This is a genomic window from Mesorhizobium captivum, assembly GCF_033977165.1.
In the GTDB taxonomy this organism is placed as follows: Bacteria; Pseudomonadota; Alphaproteobacteria; order Rhizobiales; family Rhizobiaceae; genus Mesorhizobium; species Mesorhizobium captivum.
Map to the genome: position 1 here is coordinate 17,511 of NZ_JAVIJB010000025.1, position 17,096 is coordinate 34,606.

Consider the following 17,096-nt stretch of genomic DNA (forward strand, 5'->3'; position numbering starts at 1 on the left):
AACCGCAGGCGCGAGCAATGGAGACATGCGATGAAGATCAAGCTAACCAGCGTCTATGTCGACGATCAGGAGAAGGCTCTTGGCTTCTACACGGACGTGCTGGGCTTCACCAAGAAGGCCGATTTCACCAACGGGCCGTTTCGCTGGCTGACGGTCGCCTCGCCCGACGACCCGGACGGAACCGAGCTGCAGCTGGCGCTGAACGACAATCCGGCGGCCAGGACCTACCAGCAGGCCATCTTCAAGCAAGGCCAGCCGGCGCTCATGCTGTTCACAGACGACATCAAAGGCGACCACGAGCGCATCACGGCAAATGGCGGCAGCTTCGCCATGGCGCCGACCGAGGTGACCGGCTCGACAATCGCGCAGCTCAACGACACCTGCGGCAATCTCATCCAGATCACCCAGCTGGCGCGCTGGTAAGGCCGACGTTTCATTCGCTTTTCAAAAGGAGGCAGCATTGGACTGGAGCAAGTGGATCAGGCAGTCGCATCGCTGGCTGTCGATCATCTTCACCATGACCGTCATCGCCAACTTCGTCGCCATGGCATTGGGCGAGCCGCCCGCCTGGGTGGTCTATTCGCCGCTCCTGCCGCTTTTCCTGCTGCTGTTCAGCGGCCTCTATATGTTCGTGCTGCCCTATGCCGTCAAATGGCGCGGCGACCCGGCGCGCGAGCGCGTAGGATCGGCCTGATGGCGAAGGCGAAATCGCCGAAGGTTGCCGCCAAGCCCTCAGAAGCCAGACCCGCGGACGTGAAACCCGTCCTGCTTTCAGGCGGCAACCCGCAGATAGCCAAGGGCTATGGCGACGCCCCCGTGCAGGCCTATATCGCGGCGATGCCGGGCTGGAAGAGCGAGGTCGGGCACCGGCTCGACCAACTCATCGTGCGGGCCGTTCCCGACGTGCAGAAGGCGGTCAAATGGAACTCGCCGTTTTACGGGATGGAAGGCGAAGGCTGGTTCCTCGGCATCCACTGTTTCACCGGATACATCAAGGTGGCCTTCTTTCGCGGCCTGTCGCTCAAGCCGGTGCCGCCCGGCGAATCCAAGAGCAAGGACACGCGCTATTTTCACATCCATGAGGACGACCAACTCGATGAAGCGCAATTCGTTTCCTGGGTGAAACAGGCGAGCCAATTGCCTGGCGAACGAATGTAAGCGCATTATCGATCAAGCACGGTTCGCCTGAAGAGGCGCCATGGTGATCCACTTATCCAGCATCGGAGGAGCACAGATATGGAGAGAAGCGGCGTAGAGGAAAGCAAATCTCCTTCCGAGCTGATCGATGGACGCATCGCGGAACTGGGCGATTGGCGAGGCGAGATGCTTGGCCGGCTGCGCGCCCTGATCAAGGAGGCCGATCCAGACGTCACCGAGGAATGGAAGTGGCGCGGCGTGCCGGTCTGGGAGGACGCCGGAATGATCTGCACCGGCGAGACCTATAAGGCGGTCGTCAAGCTGACCTTCGCCAAGGGCGCGGCGCTGCCCGATCCCTCAGGCCTCTTCAACTCCAGCCTCGAGGGCAACACCAGGCGCGCCATCGATTTTCGCGAGGGTGAGGAGATCGACGCGGAAGCGCTCAAGGCTCTCGTCCGCGCCGCCGCAGCCCTGAACAAACTAAAAGCCAAGCGCTGATCAACCGGGATTGCCTCCGGCCTGCCGCTCCAGCAGGATCGTCGGCTTGTCGTGATAGGTGGTGCGCAGGATCTCGCGATAGCCGTTCTTTTCCGCCACCTTGAGCGAAGCGCCGTTGTCGGGATCGATGATGCAGACGGTCCTGGCCCGCCGGAACACCGCATCCCCCCAGGCGACGATGCGCCCGACGACTTCGCTCGCCAGCCCCTGGCCATGCGCGACCGAAGCCAGCGCCCAGCCAGCCTCCGGCACACCTTCGATCGACGGCTCGATCTCGCGCTTCAGATCGTGGAACCCGGCCTCGCCGATGAACCGGCCTGTCGCCTTGTCCTCGATCGCCCAGAACCCATAGCCAAGCAGCGACCATAGCCCGGCATGACGCAGGAAGCGCATCCAGCTTTCCTCGCGGGTGCGCGGCTTGCCGCCGATGAAACGGGTGACCCCGGGGTCTGCCCACATCGCGACATAGCTCTCGAAATCATCGAGCCGATGCGGCCGCAGAATGGTTCGCGCTGTCTCAAGAATCGGCACACCGGCTTCCCTTGCAATGCTCATGGCATTTACCTTTAAGAGCAATTCCAGGAAAAGTGTGTAACGGTTTTCCGTCCGGAATTGCATAAAAAAACAAAGAGATAGAGCGGTTCGGCGTTTCCGTGAAACGCTGAAACGCTCTAGTGAGGCGGCAGCGCTTAGCAAACCAGTGCGTTCGAACAAGGGCCAGGATGGCCCGAGGCATCTTCCAGAGGCAACGAAGGCCGGCAAACGCCGGAGGGCCGGCTTCAGCCGTGCCAGGCCATGTTCATATAAACGCTGCCGCGCGCCAGTTCGTCGAGCATCTGGTCAAGCCGCTTCTGCCTCGTGTCGGGGCGTTTAGCGCGCGCGATCCAACCGAGATAGTCGTTCTTCTGATAGTCCGGCCGCGCGTCATAGGCGGCAGTCAATCCGCGCCCCGCCAAGGCGGTCCGCACGTCGCCAGGCATCGGATTGAGGGCAACGCTTCAATCGGCTCATGATCCAAGCAATAGACTGCCGGTAGTTGGCGTCAACGCTGCACATGGCTAGCTTGCGCATATAGGATTTTTGCCCCGCGATGCTACTCTGCAACTTCTGAAAACTGATTCAACACTCGCGCTCTTCAATCGAAGGAAGAAACATGGACACCACCGACCTTCTGCTGGCGATCGCCCATCACCTTCTGGTGTTCTCGCTGGCCGGCATCATCGGCGCCGAGTTCGTGCTGGTGCGAGGCGATTTGGGCGCGGCGACGCTCAAGCGTCTTGCCGGCATCGACCGCCACTATGGCATCGTCGCCGCACTGATCGTCATCATCGGCATCTGCCGGGTGTTCTTCGGGCTGAAAGGCTGGGAATTCTACGTCTACAACTGGGTGTTCTGGGCAAAGATGGTGGCCTTCGTCGTCGTCGGCCTGCTGTCGATCGTCCCGACCGTTCGCTTCGTCTCCTGGAACAGGCAGGCGGGCGGCAATCCTTCTTTCTCGGTGCCGGCGGCCGAACTCGCCTCGGTGAAGAACTATGTCCGCGCCGAGGGCTTCATCTTCCTGCTCATCCCGGTCTTTGCCGCGGCGATGGCTCGCGGCTACGGCTACTGAGCAATTCGAGGAAAAAGTGTGTAGCGGTCAGGCTCGGCGCCTCTAAACCTCCGCGGGAAACGACTCCTTCAAGGGCGCGATCGGCACCAGCGGCGCCGGCACGTCGGTGGTCTTTTCCTTGGATTTGCAGATGTCGGCGATCACACAGATCGGGCAGTCGGGCTTGCGCGCCTTGCAGACATAGCGGCCATGCAGGATCAGCCAATGATGCGCGTGGCGCATATATTCGGCCGGGATAACTTTTAAGAGCCCCTGCTCGACCTGCTCCGGCGTCTTGCCGGGCGCCAGCCCGATCCGGTTGCCGATGCGGAAGATATGCGTGTCGACCGCCATCGTATGCTGGCCGAAGGCGACGTTGAGCACGACATTGGCGGTCTTGCGCCCGACGCCCGGCAGCTTGACCAGCTCGTCGCGATCCTCCGGCACCTTGCCAGCATAGTCGTCGATCAGCGCCTTCGAAAGCGCGATCACGTTCTTGGCCTTGTTGCGCCACAGCCCGATGGTGCGGATATAGTCGCCGACCTTGGCCTCGCCGAGCGCCAGCATCTTCTGCGGCGTATCGGCCGCCGAAAACAGCGCCTTCGTCGCCTTGTTGACCCCGGCATCGGTCGCCTGCGCCGACAGCACCACCGCGATCAGCAATGTGAAGGCGTTGATATAGTCGAGCTCGCCCTGCGGCTCCGGCCGCTGCACGGAAAAGCGCCGGAAAATCTCATGCACCTCGGCGGCAGTATAGAACGAGCGCGGCCCGCGCTTCCGGGACGGCGCCTTTGCTTTCGCGCCGCCGCCTGAGGCGGAGGCAGACTGCTTTCTGACGGGCAAGGAATTTTTGGACTTGGGAAGCGTCATTCCCTTCCTATAATATTCCCTCATGAGCGACACAAACGCCTCGTTCGAAGCCGACAAGCCGTTTTTCGAGGCTTTGCTGACGCCGCATCGTTCCCTCGGCCGCACCGGCTTTCTCATCCTGATGGGCGCGCTGACGTTCGGCTGGGCGGTCACCGGCGCGATCTTCCTGGCGCGTGGCGCATGGCCGGTCTTCGGCTTCTTCGGGCTCGACGTGGTCGGAGTCTACATCGCCTTCCGCGTCAACTATCGCGCCGCGCGCGCCCGCGAGGAAATCTCGGTCTCGCGCACCAGCCTCGACATCCGCAAAACGGCGCCGTCGGGCCGTTTCGAGAATCATCGCTTCAACCCGTTCTGGACGCGGTTTTCGATCGCCCGCCATGCCGAGATCGGCATCACCAAAATGGCCGTTGAGGCCCAAGGCAGGAGCGTGTCGATCGGGTCTTTCCTGGACCCCGACTCCCGCGAAAGTTTTGCGACTGCCTTTTCGCGCGCACTGGCGACGGCCAAGGCGCGCTGAGGGATCTCCCTCGCCCCGGTCAGACTCACCTTTTCACCGGCCATGATTGTCCCCTCGGTTTAAAGCCGACTCTGCGTAGATATGGGCGGAGGGAAGGCAAGTTTCGGGTGGTCGCGAAGTACCGGAAGAACGATATTCGCGGTCAAGGAGATATTGCCATGAACGCCCAGATGACCATGAATACCCTGATGAAACCGTCCGCGATCCTGCAGAACGACATCACTCCCGAGGGCAGCGACTACGAAGTGGTTCGCCGCGCCATCGAAAAGATCAGCCTCGACTATCGCGACCAGCCCTCGCTGGAGGTTCTGGCAGAGGCAGTCGGCGAGACGCCGACCGGCCTGCAGAAGCTCTTTACCCGTTGGGCCGGCCTGTCGCCGAAAGCTTTCCTGCAAGCGGTAACCCTCGACCACGCGCGCAGGCTGCTCGATTCCGGCATGCCGCTGCTCGAAACCTCATTCGAGCTTGGCATGTCGGGCCCCGGCCGGCTGCACGACCTCTTCGTCACCCACGAGGCGATGTCGCCCGGCGACTACAAGACCCGCGGCGCCGGCCTCACCATCCGCTACGGCTACCACATCTCGCCATTCGGCATCGCCCTGATCATGGTGACCGACCGCGGTCTGGCCGGCCTGGCCTTCTGCGATGCCGGCGGCGAGCGGGCTGCCTTCGCCGACATGTCCGGCCGCTGGCCGAACGCTTCCTATGTCGAGGATATGTCGGCCACCCAGCCCTATGCCGCGCGTGTCTTCGATCCGACGCTGTGGCGCGCCGACCAGCCGCTGCGCGTGGTGATGATCGGCACCGATTTCCAGCTGCGTGTCTGGGAGGCGCTGCTGCGCATCCCGATGGGCAAGGCCTGCACCTATTCCTCGATCGCGGCAAGCATCGGCGCGCCGAACGCAAGCCGGGCTGTCGGTGCGGCGGTCGGTGCCAATCCGATGTCCTTCGTGGTTCCTTGCCACCGTGCGCTGGGCAAGTCCGGAGCACTGACCGGCTATCACTGGGGCCTGACGCGCAAGCGCGCCATCCTCGGCTGGGAAGCAGGGCAAGTGGCTTCCTGAAAGCTCGACTTTTCCGCACAGTTGCGAAAAAGCGCGCATCAAAGTATAAACAAGTATAACTGAAACAATTCCATCCAAATATCTGAAAAATACAACCGGCGACAACCTCTGGTTTCGCCGGCTATATTGCAAGTTGCTTGGTGCCGTTATTTAAGGTAACGAAACAGGCACGGCGACAGCGCTCACCGTGCCCGGCACGTCGACCGCCGCGATCAATCTTACCGGCACCAAGAGCGGCACCAACCGCTTCTCGGCCGGCGGCTACCAGGCGACGGTGACGGTGCGCTGCGAATAGTTCTCGCCAATGGAGCGGTCGTTGACGAAGGTTCGGATCTTCGTGGCAGCGCTGGCGCGTCACCAACGGCACCCACTCCATCCAGGTCGACCTCACGGCGACGAAATCGTCCGGCATCTTCCCCACGGGCAATTATCAGGGCACGGTCACCGTGCGCTGCGAATGAAGCTGTGGGCCAAGCCACACGCGCAACCGGCATGATCTGGCAACCGGCGGTCTTTGCGGCTAGCCTCCCGCGCAATCAATCGCGTAAAAGCAAGGACTTGGAGCACACCGGCCTTCGACCGAGGGTTGGACCGTTCCGGCAGGAGGTGTTTCTTGATCATCATCGTCGGCTCGATCAACCTCGACCTGATCGCCAATGTCGACCGCTTGCCGGAGCCCGGCGAGACGGTCCGCGGCTCCGGCTTCGTCACCGCTCCCGGCGGCAAGGGCGCCAACCAGGCGCTGGCCGCCGCCCGGGCCGGCGCTGCGGTGCGCATGGTGGGCGCCGTCGGCAAGGACAGCTTTGCTGCCGAAGCACTGGCGCTGCTGAAGGCCGGCAATGTCGATCTTTCCGGCGTCGGCGAGAGCTTCGCCTCCACCGGCACGGCGCTGATCCTGGTCGGCGCCGACGGCGAAAACGTGATCGCGGTGGTGCCGGGCGCCAATGATTCAGTGCTGCCCGGCGATGTCGCCAAAGCCCATCTCAAGAAGGGCGACGTCGTGCTTCTGCAGCACGAGATCCCGTTGCAGACGGTCGATGCCACGCTCGACGCCGCGCGCGCGGCAGGTGCCGTCAGCGTCCTCAACACCGCGCCTTTCCGCGCCGAAGCGGCCGGCTTCCTCGGCAAGGCGGACTTTGCCGTCGCCAACGAAACCGAATTCGACCTCTATGGCGAGGCGATGGCGCTGTCGGGCCGCGACCGGCAGGCCCGGATGCGCGACTATGCCCGAAAGACCGGCCGCGCCATCGTCGTCACGCTCGGCGGCGACGGCGTGCTGGCCGCCACTGCCGACCATGTCCTCACCGTCCCGGCGCTGAAGATAACCCCGGTCGACACGGTCGGCGCCGGCGACACCTTTTGCGGCTATTTCGGCGCCGGCCTGTCGTCCGGGCTGCCGCTCGAACAGGCGCTTGCGCGCGCCGCGGCGGCCGGCTCGCTCGCCTGCCTGAAGCCCGGCGCGCAGCCGGCGATCCCGCTGGCGAAGGACGTCGACGCCGCTTTGGCGGCAGCACGGTGACGGCGATGCGCCCCTCGACGAAACATGCCGTGTCGCCGGCCGGCGACATCTGCCGCTTGTCGGCCGTGGAACTCGCCGACAAGATCAGGCAGCGACAGCTCTCGGTGCGCGAAGTCGTCGGCGCTTTCCTCGATCGCATCGAGGCCGTGAACCCGCTGGTCAATGCCATCGTGTCGCTGCGCGAGCGCGCCGACATCCTGGCGGAAGCCGACCGGGCCGACGCCCATCTGGCGCGAGGTGGCGAGGCTGGATCGCTATTCGGCCTGCCGATCGCCATCAAGGACCTGGCTTTGACCAAGGGCTTGAGGACCACTTTCGGCTCGCCGATCTTTGCCGATTTCGTCCCGCAAGAGGACGACTTCTTCGTCGAGCGGCTTCGCAAGGCCGGCGCCATCATCATCGGCAAGACCAACGTTCCGGAATTCGGGCTAGGCTCCAACACCTACAATCAGGTCTTCGGTCCGACGCTCAACGCCTTCGATCCGGCGCTCACCGCCGGCGGCTCGAGCGGCGGCGCGGTGGTGGCGCTGGCGCTCGACATGGTGCCGGTGGCCGACGGCAGCGACTTCGGCGGCTCGCTGCGCAACCCCGCCGCCTACAACAATGTCTACGGTTTCCGCCCGTCGCAGGGGCTGGTGCCGGCCGGCCCCGACATCGATGTCTTCCACGCCCAGATGGGCGTCGAAGGGCCGATGGGTCGCAACGTGCGCGACATCGCGCTGCTGCTCGACGAGCAGGCCGGCTACCATCCACGGGCGCCATTGTCGCATGACAAGCAGGGCTCGTTCTTCGAAGGCTTGCGCACGAAAGCCACCGGCGGTTGCATCGCCTGGCTCGGCGATCTCGGCGGCCACCTGCCGATGGAGCCAGGCATTCTCGACCTATGCGAGGCTGCCCTCGCCCGCTTCGCTGACGCATCCTTCCATACCGAAGCGCTGGTGCCGGATTTCGACTTCGAGGCGCTGTGGCAGGCCTTCGTGACACTGCGCCAGGCGAGCAGCGGCTGCGGGCTGAAGGCGCACTACGACGATCCGGAAAAACGCAAGCTGCTGAAGCCGGAAGCGGTCTGGGAGGTGGAGCAGGCCATGCGGCTCACCGCACCGCAAGTCCACGCCGCGACGGTCCGCCGCTCCTCATGGCACCGCACGCTGCTGTCACTGTTCGAGCGCTTCGACCTCATCGTCTTGCCGACCGCCCAGGTCTTCCCCTTTGACGTCTCGTCCCATTGGCCGCGCGAGGTCGCCGGGCGGCCGATGGACAGCTATCACCGCTGGATGCAGGTCTCCGCCTTTGCCACGCTGGGCGGCTGCCCGGCGCTCAACGTGCCGGTTGGCTTCGACAGCAAGGGCCGGCCGATGGGCATGCAACTGATCGGCCGGCCGCGCGGCGACCTCGCCGTGCTCAAAGCCGGTGCCGCCTATGAGGCGACGGTGCCCTGGCGGGTGGGGGCTGCCTGATGGGTCACCCTGTCTAGCCTAGCTTGCACCGGCGCCAGCTCCGTGCATTGATCGCGTTCCGCCGCGTCGGCGCCATCCTGTTCGAGGGAAGATCATGTCGCTGGAACTTTACGCCACCTATGTCGTCGCCTGCATCGTCATCGTCCTGGTGCCTGGCCCGACGGTCACGCTGATCATCGCCAACAGCATGCGCCACGGCTCGCGCGCCGGGCTTGCCAATGTCGCGGGCACCCAGGCAGGCCTCGCCATCATGATCGCCATCGTCGGCATCGGCCTCAACACGCTGATCCCCGGCATGGGTCACTGGTTCGAATGGGTGCGGCTGATCGGCGCCGCCTATCTGATCTGGATGGGTGTGCAGATGTTTCGCGCCAAGGGCACGTTGAACCCCGACGGATCGGCCAGGAAGCCGCGCGGCGGCTTCTTCCTGCAGGGTTTCCTTGTCGCGATCTCCAATCCGAAGACGCTTGTCTTCTTCGGCGCCTTCTTCCCGCAGTTCATCGCGCCGCAGGGCAATTACACACTGCAGATCGTTGTCATGGGCCTGACCGCGATGGTCTTCGCCGCCATGTCGGATTCGACCTACGCCCTTGCCGCCGGCCGCGCCGGTCGCGTTCTGTCGGCCAGCCGCGTCAAGCTGCTCTCCCGCGTCAGCGGCAGCTTCCTGGTCGGCGGCGGGCTCTGGCTGGCGTTCTCGAAGGCGAAGTGAGCGCTTTCCCTTCTCCCCTTGCGGGAGAAGGTGGCCGAGCGAAGCTCGGTCGGATGAGGGGTGCTGGACGGAGTGAGCGTTGAGTTTCTTCCAACCTCATCCGTCTCGGCGCTTCGCGCCGATCCACCTTCCCCCACAAGGGGGGAAGGAAGAGGCGCCCCTACAGCCGCCCCAGCCTCTCGACCAGCAGCGCGAAGAAGGCGTCGTGGTCGATGTCGCGCATCACCATGGCGTTCTTCTCGCGCCTGCTGACGCCCCACCAGTCGATCACCGTCATGCCCATGGTGAGCTCGGAGGTCGTCTCGACGCTGACGTTGCAGCGGCGGCCCCTGAACAGTTCCGGCTTGAGCAAATAGGCGATCACGCACGGATCGTGCAGCGGCCCTCCGTCGGTGCCGTATTTCTCCTCGTCGAAGCGCTCGAAGAATTCCAGCATCTCGGCAGTTGCGGTGCCGACCCTGGTGCCGAGCTCGCGAAAGGCCTTGGTGCGCCTGGCGGTGGTCAGCGCCTTGTGGGTGACGTCGAGCGGCATCATCACGATCGGAATGCCCGACTTGAACACCACGTCGGCCGCCTGCGGGTCGACATAGATGTTGAATTCGGCGGCGGGCGTGACGTTGCCGCCCTCGAAGAAACCGCCGCCCATCAGCACGATTTCCTTGATGCGCGGCGCGATCCGCGGCTCGCGGATCAGCGCCAGGGCGATGTTGGTGAGCGGCCCGAGCGGGCAGAGCGTGATCGTGCCGCTTGGCTCGTTCATCAAAGTCTCGACGATGAAGTCGACCGCGTACTTTTCCTGCAACGGCATCGTCGGTTCCGGCAGTTGCGGCCCGTTGAGGCCGGTCTTGCCATGCACTTCCTCGGCGGTGACGAGCTCGCGCGCAAGCGGGCGGATGGCGCCGGCATAGACCTTGATGTCGGGCCGGCCGGCAAGCTCGCAGATCTTGCGGGCATTCTTTTCGGTGAGTTTCAGCGGCACGTTGCCGGCAACGGCGGTGATGCCGACGACCTCCAGTTCGGAGCTGCCGAGCGCCAGCAATATGGCGACGGCATCATCCTGGCCGGGGTCCGTGTCGATGATGATCTTTCGTGACTGGGGCATTTCAATTCCTTTTTGGGGAGTCTTTTTGGGCGGGGTTTTGATGGCTTGAACTTGATCGCGCGGCGGACCATATCAAGACCATCGGGAAAAATGCCATCTGGGTTTTTCCAGTTTATGTCGCTCTTGAGAGGACAGTGTAACATGAGCCGAATGACGCCCTTCTCCAGCCCGCTTCTGCTGGGTTTCGACGCCATGGAAAAGACGCTCGAACGTCTGGCGAAGTCGGGCGACAGCTATCCTCCGTATAACATCGAGCGCCTGAGTGCCTCGGACGGCAATGCCGAGAGGCTGCGCATCACGCTTGCCGTGGCGGGTTTCGCCGAGAGCGACCTCGATGTCACCACGGAGGAGAACCAACTGATCGTGCGCGGCCGTCAGACCGACGACACCGAGCGCGAGTTCCTCCACCGCGGCATCGCCGCGCGCCAGTTCCAGCGCTGCTTCGTGCTGGCCGACGGCATGCGGGTCGTCGGCGCGGAGCTGAAGAACGGCCTTTTGTCGGTCGATCTCGACCGTCCGGAGGCCGAACGGCTGGTACGGAAAATAAACATATCGGTGAAAGACTGATCTTTGCCGATGGCTCTAATGCGGGACGGCCGGAAGTGGCGTCTCGCGCCAAGGAGGCTTGAAAATGACCAGAATTGACGAAACCCTGACCATGACCAGCGGCGAATTCGCCCATCTCGGCGAAGGTTCGGTCGCTTACCTGAGGAAAGTATCGAGCGACGATCTGCGCGGCCGCTTCCCCGGCCTCGACGAGATCGCGCCCGGCCTGGAGCTGTGGGCGCTGTTTGCCGCCAACGGCCAGCCGATCCTGCTTTCCGATGCCCGTGACCGGGCGCTTGCGGGTGCGCTGGAGAACGATCTCACCACGGTCGCCATCCACTGATCCTGGACGTCGCCTGAACTGGAAAGGGCCGCTCCCGGCGGCCCTCTAAGGATTTTACCCCGAAAAGCTTCAGAGCAATTCCAGGAAAAAGTGTGAAACGGTTAGGTAGGCACCTTCGCCGTAGCCTTCCGTCCGGAATTGCGTGAACCACTCCAAAGCAGGTCGCGTGAAAAAGGATTCACGCGACCTGCTTGAGGTTCTTGATTTTAAGCATGTCTTCGTCCCGAAACCCACTTTCGGGAGACATGCTTTAAGCCGCGTGCGAGGCCTGCGTATCCGACAAGAGCGCGTGGATCGCCACCGCGTCGCGCGTCCCCCTGATCTTGGCCACCGTATCGGCATCGCGCAGCACGCGCGCGATGCGCGACAGCGCCTTAAGATGGTCGGCGCCAGCGCCTTCGGGCGCAAGCAGCAGGAACACCAGATCGACCGGCTGGTCGTCGAGCGCTTCGAAATCGACCGGCGTCTCCAGCCGGGCGAACACGCCCGCGATCCGCTTCACGCCCGCGAGCTTGCCATGCGGAATGGCGATGCCGTTGCCGACGCCGGTGGAGCCCAGCCGCTCGCGCTGCAGGATCGTGTCGAACACGTCCCGCTCCGGAATCGCTGAAATCGCTGCCGCCCTCTCCGACAGCAATTGCAGAAGCTGCTTTTTGGAATTCGCCTTCAACGCCGGCATGATAGCCGAGACGCTGATAAGATCGCTGAGATCCATGCTTGAAAAATCCCTTGCTCGCCTTGCCGCGCCAGTCGTCCCCCTCGCACGGCTGGCTTTCTTATCCCTGCGCGACTTTGGTCGTCGACGGATCGATCCAGCCGATGTTCCCATCCGGCCGGCGGTAGACGATGTTGAGATGGTCGTTTCCGGCGTTGCGGAAGACGAGGACCGGGCTGTCCTTGGTATCGAGCTCGATGACGGCCGATGCCACCGACATGGTGCGAAGCGTCATGGTCGATTCGGCAACGATGGCCGGAGCGAAGTTCTCCGGGATTTCCTCGTCATCGTCGGCGAGCGGCTCCATCACGGTGTAGGCGATATCGGTGGACTCGCCATTGCCATTGTTGGAAGTGTGCGACTTCAGCCGGCGCTTGTAGCGCCGCAGCCGCGTTTCGAGGCGATCGGCGGCCGCCTCGAAGGCAAGTGTGGGATCCTGGGCGTCGCCGGTCGCCTGCAGCGAGGCGCCGGAATCGAGTCGGATCATGCAATCGGCCGAGAAGCGCGACCCTGCCTTGATGACCGTTACATGTCCTGAAAAACCTCGATCGAAATACTTTTCGATCGCTTCGTTGACACGATCGTTGATGCGCGTACGGAACGCATCGCCGATGTCCATGTGTTTTCCCGAAATGCGCAGATTCATCTGAAAACTGACCTTCCTTGCTCAGGCTTCAAACTGTCCCGAGTTTATACCCGTGGTGCGCGCGCACAAGCTTTGCAGCGGCATGCGCGCCGATTTTAGACCCGAACTTTCCGGTTGATCACAAGTCGCCTTCTTGGCCGTCCGAGGCCTTCGCTTTGACGGACCCATTCGCGAGCGGGCATCACGGCCCGGCTCATGCGGGCGGGCTTCTAGACACTTCATTGCAGCTTGTCAATGAAGCTCGAAAACTGTGGAAATCCGGGCGCTCCTTAAGCCCACACGAACTAGGGCAGGCCGGCTGAATATCAACTGACCTTAGCGTCCAGCGTTGGCGAGCGCCCGCTTCTCGCGGCGGCGCTGCACCGATGAAGGGATGTTCATGCCTTCCCGGTACTTGGCGACGGTGCGGCGGGCGATGTCGACGCCATTTTCCCTCAGCATGTCGACGATGGCGTCGTCGGAAAGCACGTCGGCGGGCTTTTCCTCGTCGATCAGCTGCTTGATGCGGTCGCGCACGGCCTCCGAGGAATGCGCCTCGCCGCCTTCCGCCGAGGCGATCGAAGCGGTGAAGAAATAGCGCAGCTCGAACACGCCGCGCGGCGTCAGCATGTATTTGTTGGCGGTGACGCGGCTGACCGTCGATTCGTGCATGCCGATCGCGTCGGCCACCGTGCGCAGGTTGAGCGGTTTCAGGTGCCGCACGCCATGGACGAGGAACGCATCCTGCTGGCGCACGATTTCCGAGGCCACCTTGAGGATGGTCTTCGCCCGCTGGTCGAGGCTGCGCGTCAGCCAGTTGGCGTTCTGCAGGCATTCGGCGAGAAAGTCCTTTTCCGCCTGGTCTCTGGCGTGGCTGGAAACACGGGCAAAATAGACGTTGTCGACCAAAACGCGTGGCAGCGTGTCGGAATTGAGCTCCACCGCCCAACTGCCGTCAGCGGCGGCGCGCACCTCGACATCGGCGATGATCGCGTCGCTGGCGCCGCCTGAAAATGCCATACCGGGCCGCGGATCGAGCGCCCGGATCTCGGCCAGCATGTCGAGAAGGTCTTCCTCGTCGACGCCGCAGATGCGCTTCAGCGTCTGGAAATCGCGCCGCGCCAGAAGTTCGAGGTTGGCGACCAAGCCCTTCATCGCCGGATCGAGCCGGTCGCGCATGGCGAGCTGCAAGGACAGGCATTCGGCGAGATCGCGCGCAAACAGGCCGGCCGGCTCGAGGGCCTGGCAGACCGTGAGCACGCGTGCCACGGCCGCCTTGTCCGCACCAAGCCGCGCGGCAACCTCGTCCAGGTCGGAGCGCAGATAGCCGGCCTCGTCGAGCCCATCGGCGAGTTCGCCTGCAATCAGGCGTTCGGCAGGGTTCGGGAAGGCCAGCGCGATCTGCTCGCCGACATGCTCGCGCAGCGTCACTACGCTCGCCGCCATCTCGCCGACATCGAAACCCTCCGACGACGCGCCGCCGGCGCTGCCTCCGGACGCCGACTTCCACTGCGCCGTGAGGTCCGGTCCCAGCCTCTCGCTCGTTCCAGGGTCGTCGGGGAACAGGTTCTCCAGCGACGAATCAAGCTTTTCCGAGATCGCCTCGGCGCTCCATTCCGTTTCGGCCTCGAACCAATCATCCCCGCTGGCGGGTTCCGCCGCGGTCTCGCTCTTCTGCGGCTGGTCGCCGCTTGCATCCTCCTGCGGCTCGGCCCGCTCCAAAAGCGGATTGCGCTCGATCTCCTCGTCGATGAAGCGTTCGAGCTCGACATGGGTAAGCTGCAGCAGCCGGATCGACTGCATCAGCTGGGGCGTCATCACCAGCGACTGGGACTGTCTGAGCTGCAGTTTGGCTGCCAGCGCCATGGTCGGATTCAAACGCCTCGTCTACGCATCGAACTAAAGGTTTTTCGGTCGGGCATAGAAACTGGCCCGGCTTTTGCTTGTCAAGGCAAACGCTAGCAGCGACGGCTTACCGGAGCGTTATTCGCGGGCGGAACTGGCAGGAATCTCGAAAAATAGACGAAAATCCTGCCGTATTGGAGAATTTTACACTTAGAGCGTAAATCCCTCGCCGAGATAGAGGCGCCGCACATCGGCATTGGCGACGATCTCGTCGGCGCGGCCATGCGTCAGCACCTGGCCGGCATGGATGATGTAGGCGCGGTCGATCAGGCCGAGCGTCTCGCGCACATTGTGGTCGGTGATCAGCACGCCGATGCCGCGCGCGGTCAGATGGCGAACGAGCTGCTGAATGTCGGCGACCGCGATCGGATCGATACCGGCGAAGGGCTCGTCGAGCAGCATATAGGCCGGCCGCGTCGCCAGCGCCCGCGCGATCTCGAGACGGCGTCTTTCACCGCCCGACAGCGACAGCGACGGCGCCTTGCGCAGATGGCTGATGTGGAATTCCTCGAGCAGCTCGTCGAGGGTGCGCTCGCGCTCCTTGCGGCTCTTTTCCACCACCTCCAGCACCGCGCGGATGTTCTGCTCGACGCTCAAGCCGCGGAAGATCGACGCTTCCTGCGGCAGGTAGCCGATGCCGAGGCGGGCCCGCCGGTACATCGGCATCGAGGTGACGTCGAAGCCGTCGATCTCGATCGTGCCTTCGTCCACCGGGACGAGGCCGGTGACCATGTAGAAGCAGGTTGTCTTGCCGGCACCGTTCGGGCCAAGCAGCCCGACCGCCTCGCCGGCCCGCACGCCGAGAGTCACGCCGCTCACCACCTTGCGGCCCTTGTAGCTCTTGGTCAGGCCCTTGGCGATCAGGGTGCCCTTGAATTTCGCCTTGTCGACGCCGACCGTTGCCGGGGCAGCCGGTTTTGCGGCCGCCCGCCCCGGAAGGCGGGCCAGCAGCGACGATACGCCGGCCATTAGTTGCTCGACGCTCCCTGCTGAGCCGTTCCCTGCTTCTGGGGCGTTATCGACATGATGACGCGGCCGCTGCTGCCGCAGCCGTCGACATTGGCAAGGCCGCTCTTCATCTGCACGGTGAGCTTGCAGCCCTTGAGCACATTGTCGCCCTGCGAGAGCACCACTTCATTGCCGGAAAGAACGAGCACCTGCGTCTTCATGTCGAAGGTGCCCTTGTCGCCGGTGGCGATCTGGTCGTTCGACTTGATGTAGACTTTGTTCTCGACCACGAGGTGGTCGATATTGGCCGCACCCGTCATCGCCGACGCGCCGGCCGCCGCGCCCTTGGGGGCGTTGGCATCCTTGACGTAAAAGACCGTCATCTTGCCGGCCTTGAGCAGCGTCGGTCCCTGGTTGACGGTGACGTTGCCGCTGAAAATCGCCGCGCTGTCGGCCTGCCGGACCTCCAGCTTGTCGCTTTCGATCTGGATCGGCTGGTCGCCCGACAATTTCAGGCCGGACATCTGGCTGGTGCCGCTCGACTGGGCAAGCGCGGGCGCCGCCCCCAGCAACAGCAAGAAAGAGGCCGCCGCTGCAAGCCTTGCCGAATTACTGCGACGCATTCTGTTCTCCGCTCTTTGCCTCTGCCGCCTTCAGGCTGGCCGCATCGATGTTGACGCGCACCCGGTTCTCGAAGACCACCACCTTGCCGTTCTCTTCCACCGACATCGAGTCGGCGGTGATGCGCGACCCGGCGCGGCTGACATCGACCGGATTGTCCGTCTTCATAGAGCCTTTGCCCATGTCTAGGAAGACCGATTTGAACTTGGCTTCCATGCCGTCGCTGGTGGTTACCGAGACATCGCTGGTGAGGTCCATCGTGTTGGCGTCTCGGTTGTAGATGCCGTGCCCGGCGTTGACCGACACGACGTTGTCGCTGGCGACGGGCAATTTGGCATTGATGCCTTCGAGGTCGATGATGCCTTGCTTCCCGACATCCTGCGTCGCCCTTGTCGCCGTCAGCGAATAAGGCAGTTTCTGCTTGGTGAAGCCGTTGAGCTTGGGATTGGCCATCACCAGCTTGCCGTCCGAAAAGGCTGTGCCCTCGGCCTGCACCGAGATCGACACCGGCGCGGCGAGATATGAATAGACCGGAAAGGCGATCGCAATTGCAGCCGCCAGCAGCGGCACGGTGAACTTCAGCACGCGCACGCGGCGCGAATGCCGCCGTGCACGGTCGAACGCGTCGCCCCGCGTGCCGCTTTCGCCAGCGGCATCCGACACCATTTCGGCATCGCTCGTTTCGTCAGATCGCGCCAACATGACTGTTTTCTAATGAGCCCTTGCCCGCCAAACACCGCCTATAGGTGGTATGCCGGCCCCCGCAAGCAAGCACAAGCGGAGGAAAACTGCAAAAATGTGACGGCTACTACCGCACGACTAGGACGAATTCGGCTGAACTGCCAGCCCTTCATAGCAGATAGGGACCGGCTGCGTTAATTTTTCGTGAGGTCGCCGTCAGCGTCCATTCGTCGGCCTTGGGGCAGTCATGA

Annotated in this window: 22 protein-coding genes; 12 read left to right on the plus strand and 10 right to left on the minus strand. The window is 63.4% G+C overall.

The window, feature by feature from the left end; all coding sequences use genetic code 11:
• Nucleotides 1-30: 30 nt before the first annotated feature.
• From RFM40_RS20710 to RFM40_RS20725, 4 genes are all read left to right on the plus strand, one after another.
• Nucleotides 31-423, plus strand: coding sequence for a VOC family protein (locus RFM40_RS20710; protein WP_320228179.1), 393 nt, complete (start codon nucleotides 31-33; stop codon nucleotides 421-423).
• A 37-nt stretch (nucleotides 424-460) separates the two neighbouring features.
• Nucleotides 461-694, plus strand: a complete 234-nt coding sequence (locus RFM40_RS20715) for a hypothetical protein (protein ID WP_320228178.1) — start codon at nucleotides 461-463, stop codon at nucleotides 692-694.
• Nucleotides 694-1,158, plus strand: a complete 465-nt coding sequence (locus RFM40_RS20720) for a DUF1801 domain-containing protein (protein ID WP_320228177.1) — start codon at nucleotides 694-696, stop codon at nucleotides 1,156-1,158. The genes RFM40_RS20715 and RFM40_RS20720 overlap by 1 nt, the downstream gene beginning before the upstream one ends.
• A 78-nt stretch (nucleotides 1,159-1,236) precedes the next feature.
• A complete protein-coding gene (locus tag RFM40_RS20725; protein WP_320228176.1) occupies nucleotides 1,237-1,635 on the plus strand; it encodes a DUF1801 domain-containing protein in 399 nt (132 codons plus the stop codon).
• Here the strand turns inward: RFM40_RS20725 and RFM40_RS20730 are convergent, their stop codons facing one another.
• Together RFM40_RS20730 and RFM40_RS20735 are read right to left on the minus strand one after the other, a co-directional pair.
• Nucleotides 1,636-2,190 (minus strand): GNAT family N-acetyltransferase, encoded by a 555-nt coding sequence (locus RFM40_RS20730; RefSeq protein WP_320278130.1) that lies wholly within the window; start codon nucleotides 2,188-2,190, stop codon nucleotides 1,636-1,638.
• Between the two features lie 224 nt (nucleotides 2,191-2,414).
• The gene (locus RFM40_RS20735) at nucleotides 2,415-2,576 is read right to left on the minus strand and encodes a YdeI/OmpD-associated family protein (RefSeq protein WP_320228174.1); all 162 of its coding nucleotides are present in this window, start codon (nucleotides 2,574-2,576) and stop codon (nucleotides 2,415-2,417) included.
• Nucleotides 2,577-2,788: 212 nt separating this feature from the next.
• Here RFM40_RS20735 and RFM40_RS20740 point away from each other — a divergent pair, with 212 nt between their 5' ends.
• Nucleotides 2,789-3,244 carry a DUF2214 family protein gene (locus RFM40_RS20740; RefSeq protein ID WP_320228173.1) on the plus strand — a complete coding sequence of 152 codons (456 nt, stop codon included), beginning with the start codon at nucleotides 2,789-2,791 and terminating at the stop codon, nucleotides 3,242-3,244.
• A gap of 42 nt (nucleotides 3,245-3,286) precedes the next feature.
• Here the strand turns inward: RFM40_RS20740 and nth are convergent, their stop codons facing one another.
• The gene (nth, locus tag RFM40_RS20745; RefSeq protein WP_320228172.1) at nucleotides 3,287-4,093 is read right to left on the minus strand and encodes an endonuclease III; all 807 of its coding nucleotides are present in this window, start codon (nucleotides 4,091-4,093) and stop codon (nucleotides 3,287-3,289) included.
• 22 nt (nucleotides 4,094-4,115) lie between these two features.
• On the opposite strand from nth, the gene RFM40_RS20750 reads away from it, so the two are divergent.
• The 5 genes from RFM40_RS20750 (at nucleotide 4,116) to RFM40_RS20770 (ending at nucleotide 9,359) form a co-directional block, all read left to right on the plus strand.
• Complete coding sequence (locus RFM40_RS20750) at nucleotides 4,116-4,610, plus strand: DUF2244 domain-containing protein (RefSeq protein WP_320228171.1); 495 nt, start codon at nucleotides 4,116-4,118, stop codon at nucleotides 4,608-4,610.
• A gap of 158 nt (nucleotides 4,611-4,768) precedes the next feature.
• Nucleotides 4,769-5,674: a methylated-DNA--[protein]-cysteine S-methyltransferase gene (locus RFM40_RS20755; protein ID WP_189521442.1), complete on the plus strand. Its 906-nt coding sequence runs from the start codon at nucleotides 4,769-4,771 to the stop codon at nucleotides 5,672-5,674.
• A gap of 613 nt (nucleotides 5,675-6,287) precedes the next feature.
• A complete protein-coding gene (locus RFM40_RS20760) occupies nucleotides 6,288-7,193 on the plus strand; it encodes a ribokinase (protein WP_320228170.1) in 906 nt (301 codons plus the stop codon).
• A 5-nt stretch (nucleotides 7,194-7,198) separates the two neighbouring features.
• The gene (locus RFM40_RS20765) at nucleotides 7,199-8,650 is read left to right on the plus strand and encodes an amidase (RefSeq protein ID WP_320228169.1); all 1,452 of its coding nucleotides are present in this window, start codon (nucleotides 7,199-7,201) and stop codon (nucleotides 8,648-8,650) included.
• A 94-nt stretch (nucleotides 8,651-8,744) separates the two neighbouring features.
• Nucleotides 8,745-9,359 (plus strand): LysE family translocator, encoded by a 615-nt coding sequence (locus tag RFM40_RS20770; protein WP_320228168.1) that lies wholly within the window; start codon nucleotides 8,745-8,747, stop codon nucleotides 9,357-9,359.
• Between the two features lie 160 nt (nucleotides 9,360-9,519).
• Here RFM40_RS20770 and RFM40_RS20775 read toward each other — a convergent pair whose 3' ends face one another.
• Nucleotides 9,520-10,461 (minus strand): nucleoside hydrolase, encoded by a 942-nt coding sequence (locus tag RFM40_RS20775; RefSeq protein ID WP_320228167.1) that lies wholly within the window; start codon nucleotides 10,459-10,461, stop codon nucleotides 9,520-9,522.
• Between the two features lie 141 nt (nucleotides 10,462-10,602).
• Between RFM40_RS20775 and RFM40_RS20780 the strand changes: the two genes are divergently transcribed.
• Both RFM40_RS20780 and RFM40_RS20785 read left to right on the plus strand, forming a co-directional pair.
• Nucleotides 10,603-11,028: an Hsp20 family protein gene (locus tag RFM40_RS20780; protein ID WP_320228166.1), complete on the plus strand. Its 426-nt coding sequence runs from the start codon at nucleotides 10,603-10,605 to the stop codon at nucleotides 11,026-11,028.
• Between the two features lie 64 nt (nucleotides 11,029-11,092).
• Entirely contained in the window at nucleotides 11,093-11,350 is a 258-nt protein-coding gene (locus tag RFM40_RS20785; RefSeq protein WP_320221981.1) for a BQ00720 family protein, read from the plus strand.
• A 250-nt stretch (nucleotides 11,351-11,600) separates the two neighbouring features.
• Here RFM40_RS20785 and ptsN read toward each other — a convergent pair whose 3' ends face one another.
• From ptsN to lptC, 6 genes are all read right to left on the minus strand, one after another.
• Complete coding sequence (ptsN, locus tag RFM40_RS20790) at nucleotides 11,601-12,065, minus strand: PTS IIA-like nitrogen regulatory protein PtsN (RefSeq protein ID WP_320228164.1); 465 nt, start codon at nucleotides 12,063-12,065, stop codon at nucleotides 11,601-11,603.
• 61 nt (nucleotides 12,066-12,126) lie between these two features.
• Complete coding sequence (gene hpf / locus RFM40_RS20795; protein ID WP_320228163.1) at nucleotides 12,127-12,711, minus strand: ribosome hibernation-promoting factor, HPF/YfiA family; 585 nt, start codon at nucleotides 12,709-12,711, stop codon at nucleotides 12,127-12,129.
• 315 nt (nucleotides 12,712-13,026) lie between these two features.
• The gene (gene rpoN, locus RFM40_RS20800; protein ID WP_320228162.1) at nucleotides 13,027-14,556 is read right to left on the minus strand and encodes an RNA polymerase factor sigma-54; all 1,530 of its coding nucleotides are present in this window, start codon (nucleotides 14,554-14,556) and stop codon (nucleotides 13,027-13,029) included.
• A gap of 189 nt (nucleotides 14,557-14,745) precedes the next feature.
• A complete protein-coding gene (gene lptB, locus RFM40_RS20805) occupies nucleotides 14,746-15,564 on the minus strand; it encodes an LPS export ABC transporter ATP-binding protein (protein WP_126097885.1) in 819 nt (272 codons plus the stop codon).
• Entirely contained in the window at nucleotides 15,564-16,166 is a 603-nt protein-coding gene (locus RFM40_RS20810) for an LptA/OstA family protein (protein WP_126097884.1), read from the minus strand. Before RFM40_RS20810 ends, lptB begins: the two co-directional genes overlap by 1 nt.
• On the minus strand, nucleotides 16,153-16,866 hold the full coding sequence (lptC, locus tag RFM40_RS20815; RefSeq protein WP_320228161.1) for an LPS export ABC transporter periplasmic protein LptC: 714 nt from the start codon (nucleotides 16,864-16,866) through the stop codon (nucleotides 16,153-16,155). The genes RFM40_RS20810 and lptC overlap by 14 nt, the downstream gene beginning before the upstream one ends.
• Between the last annotated feature and the right edge of the window lie 230 nt (nucleotides 16,867-17,096).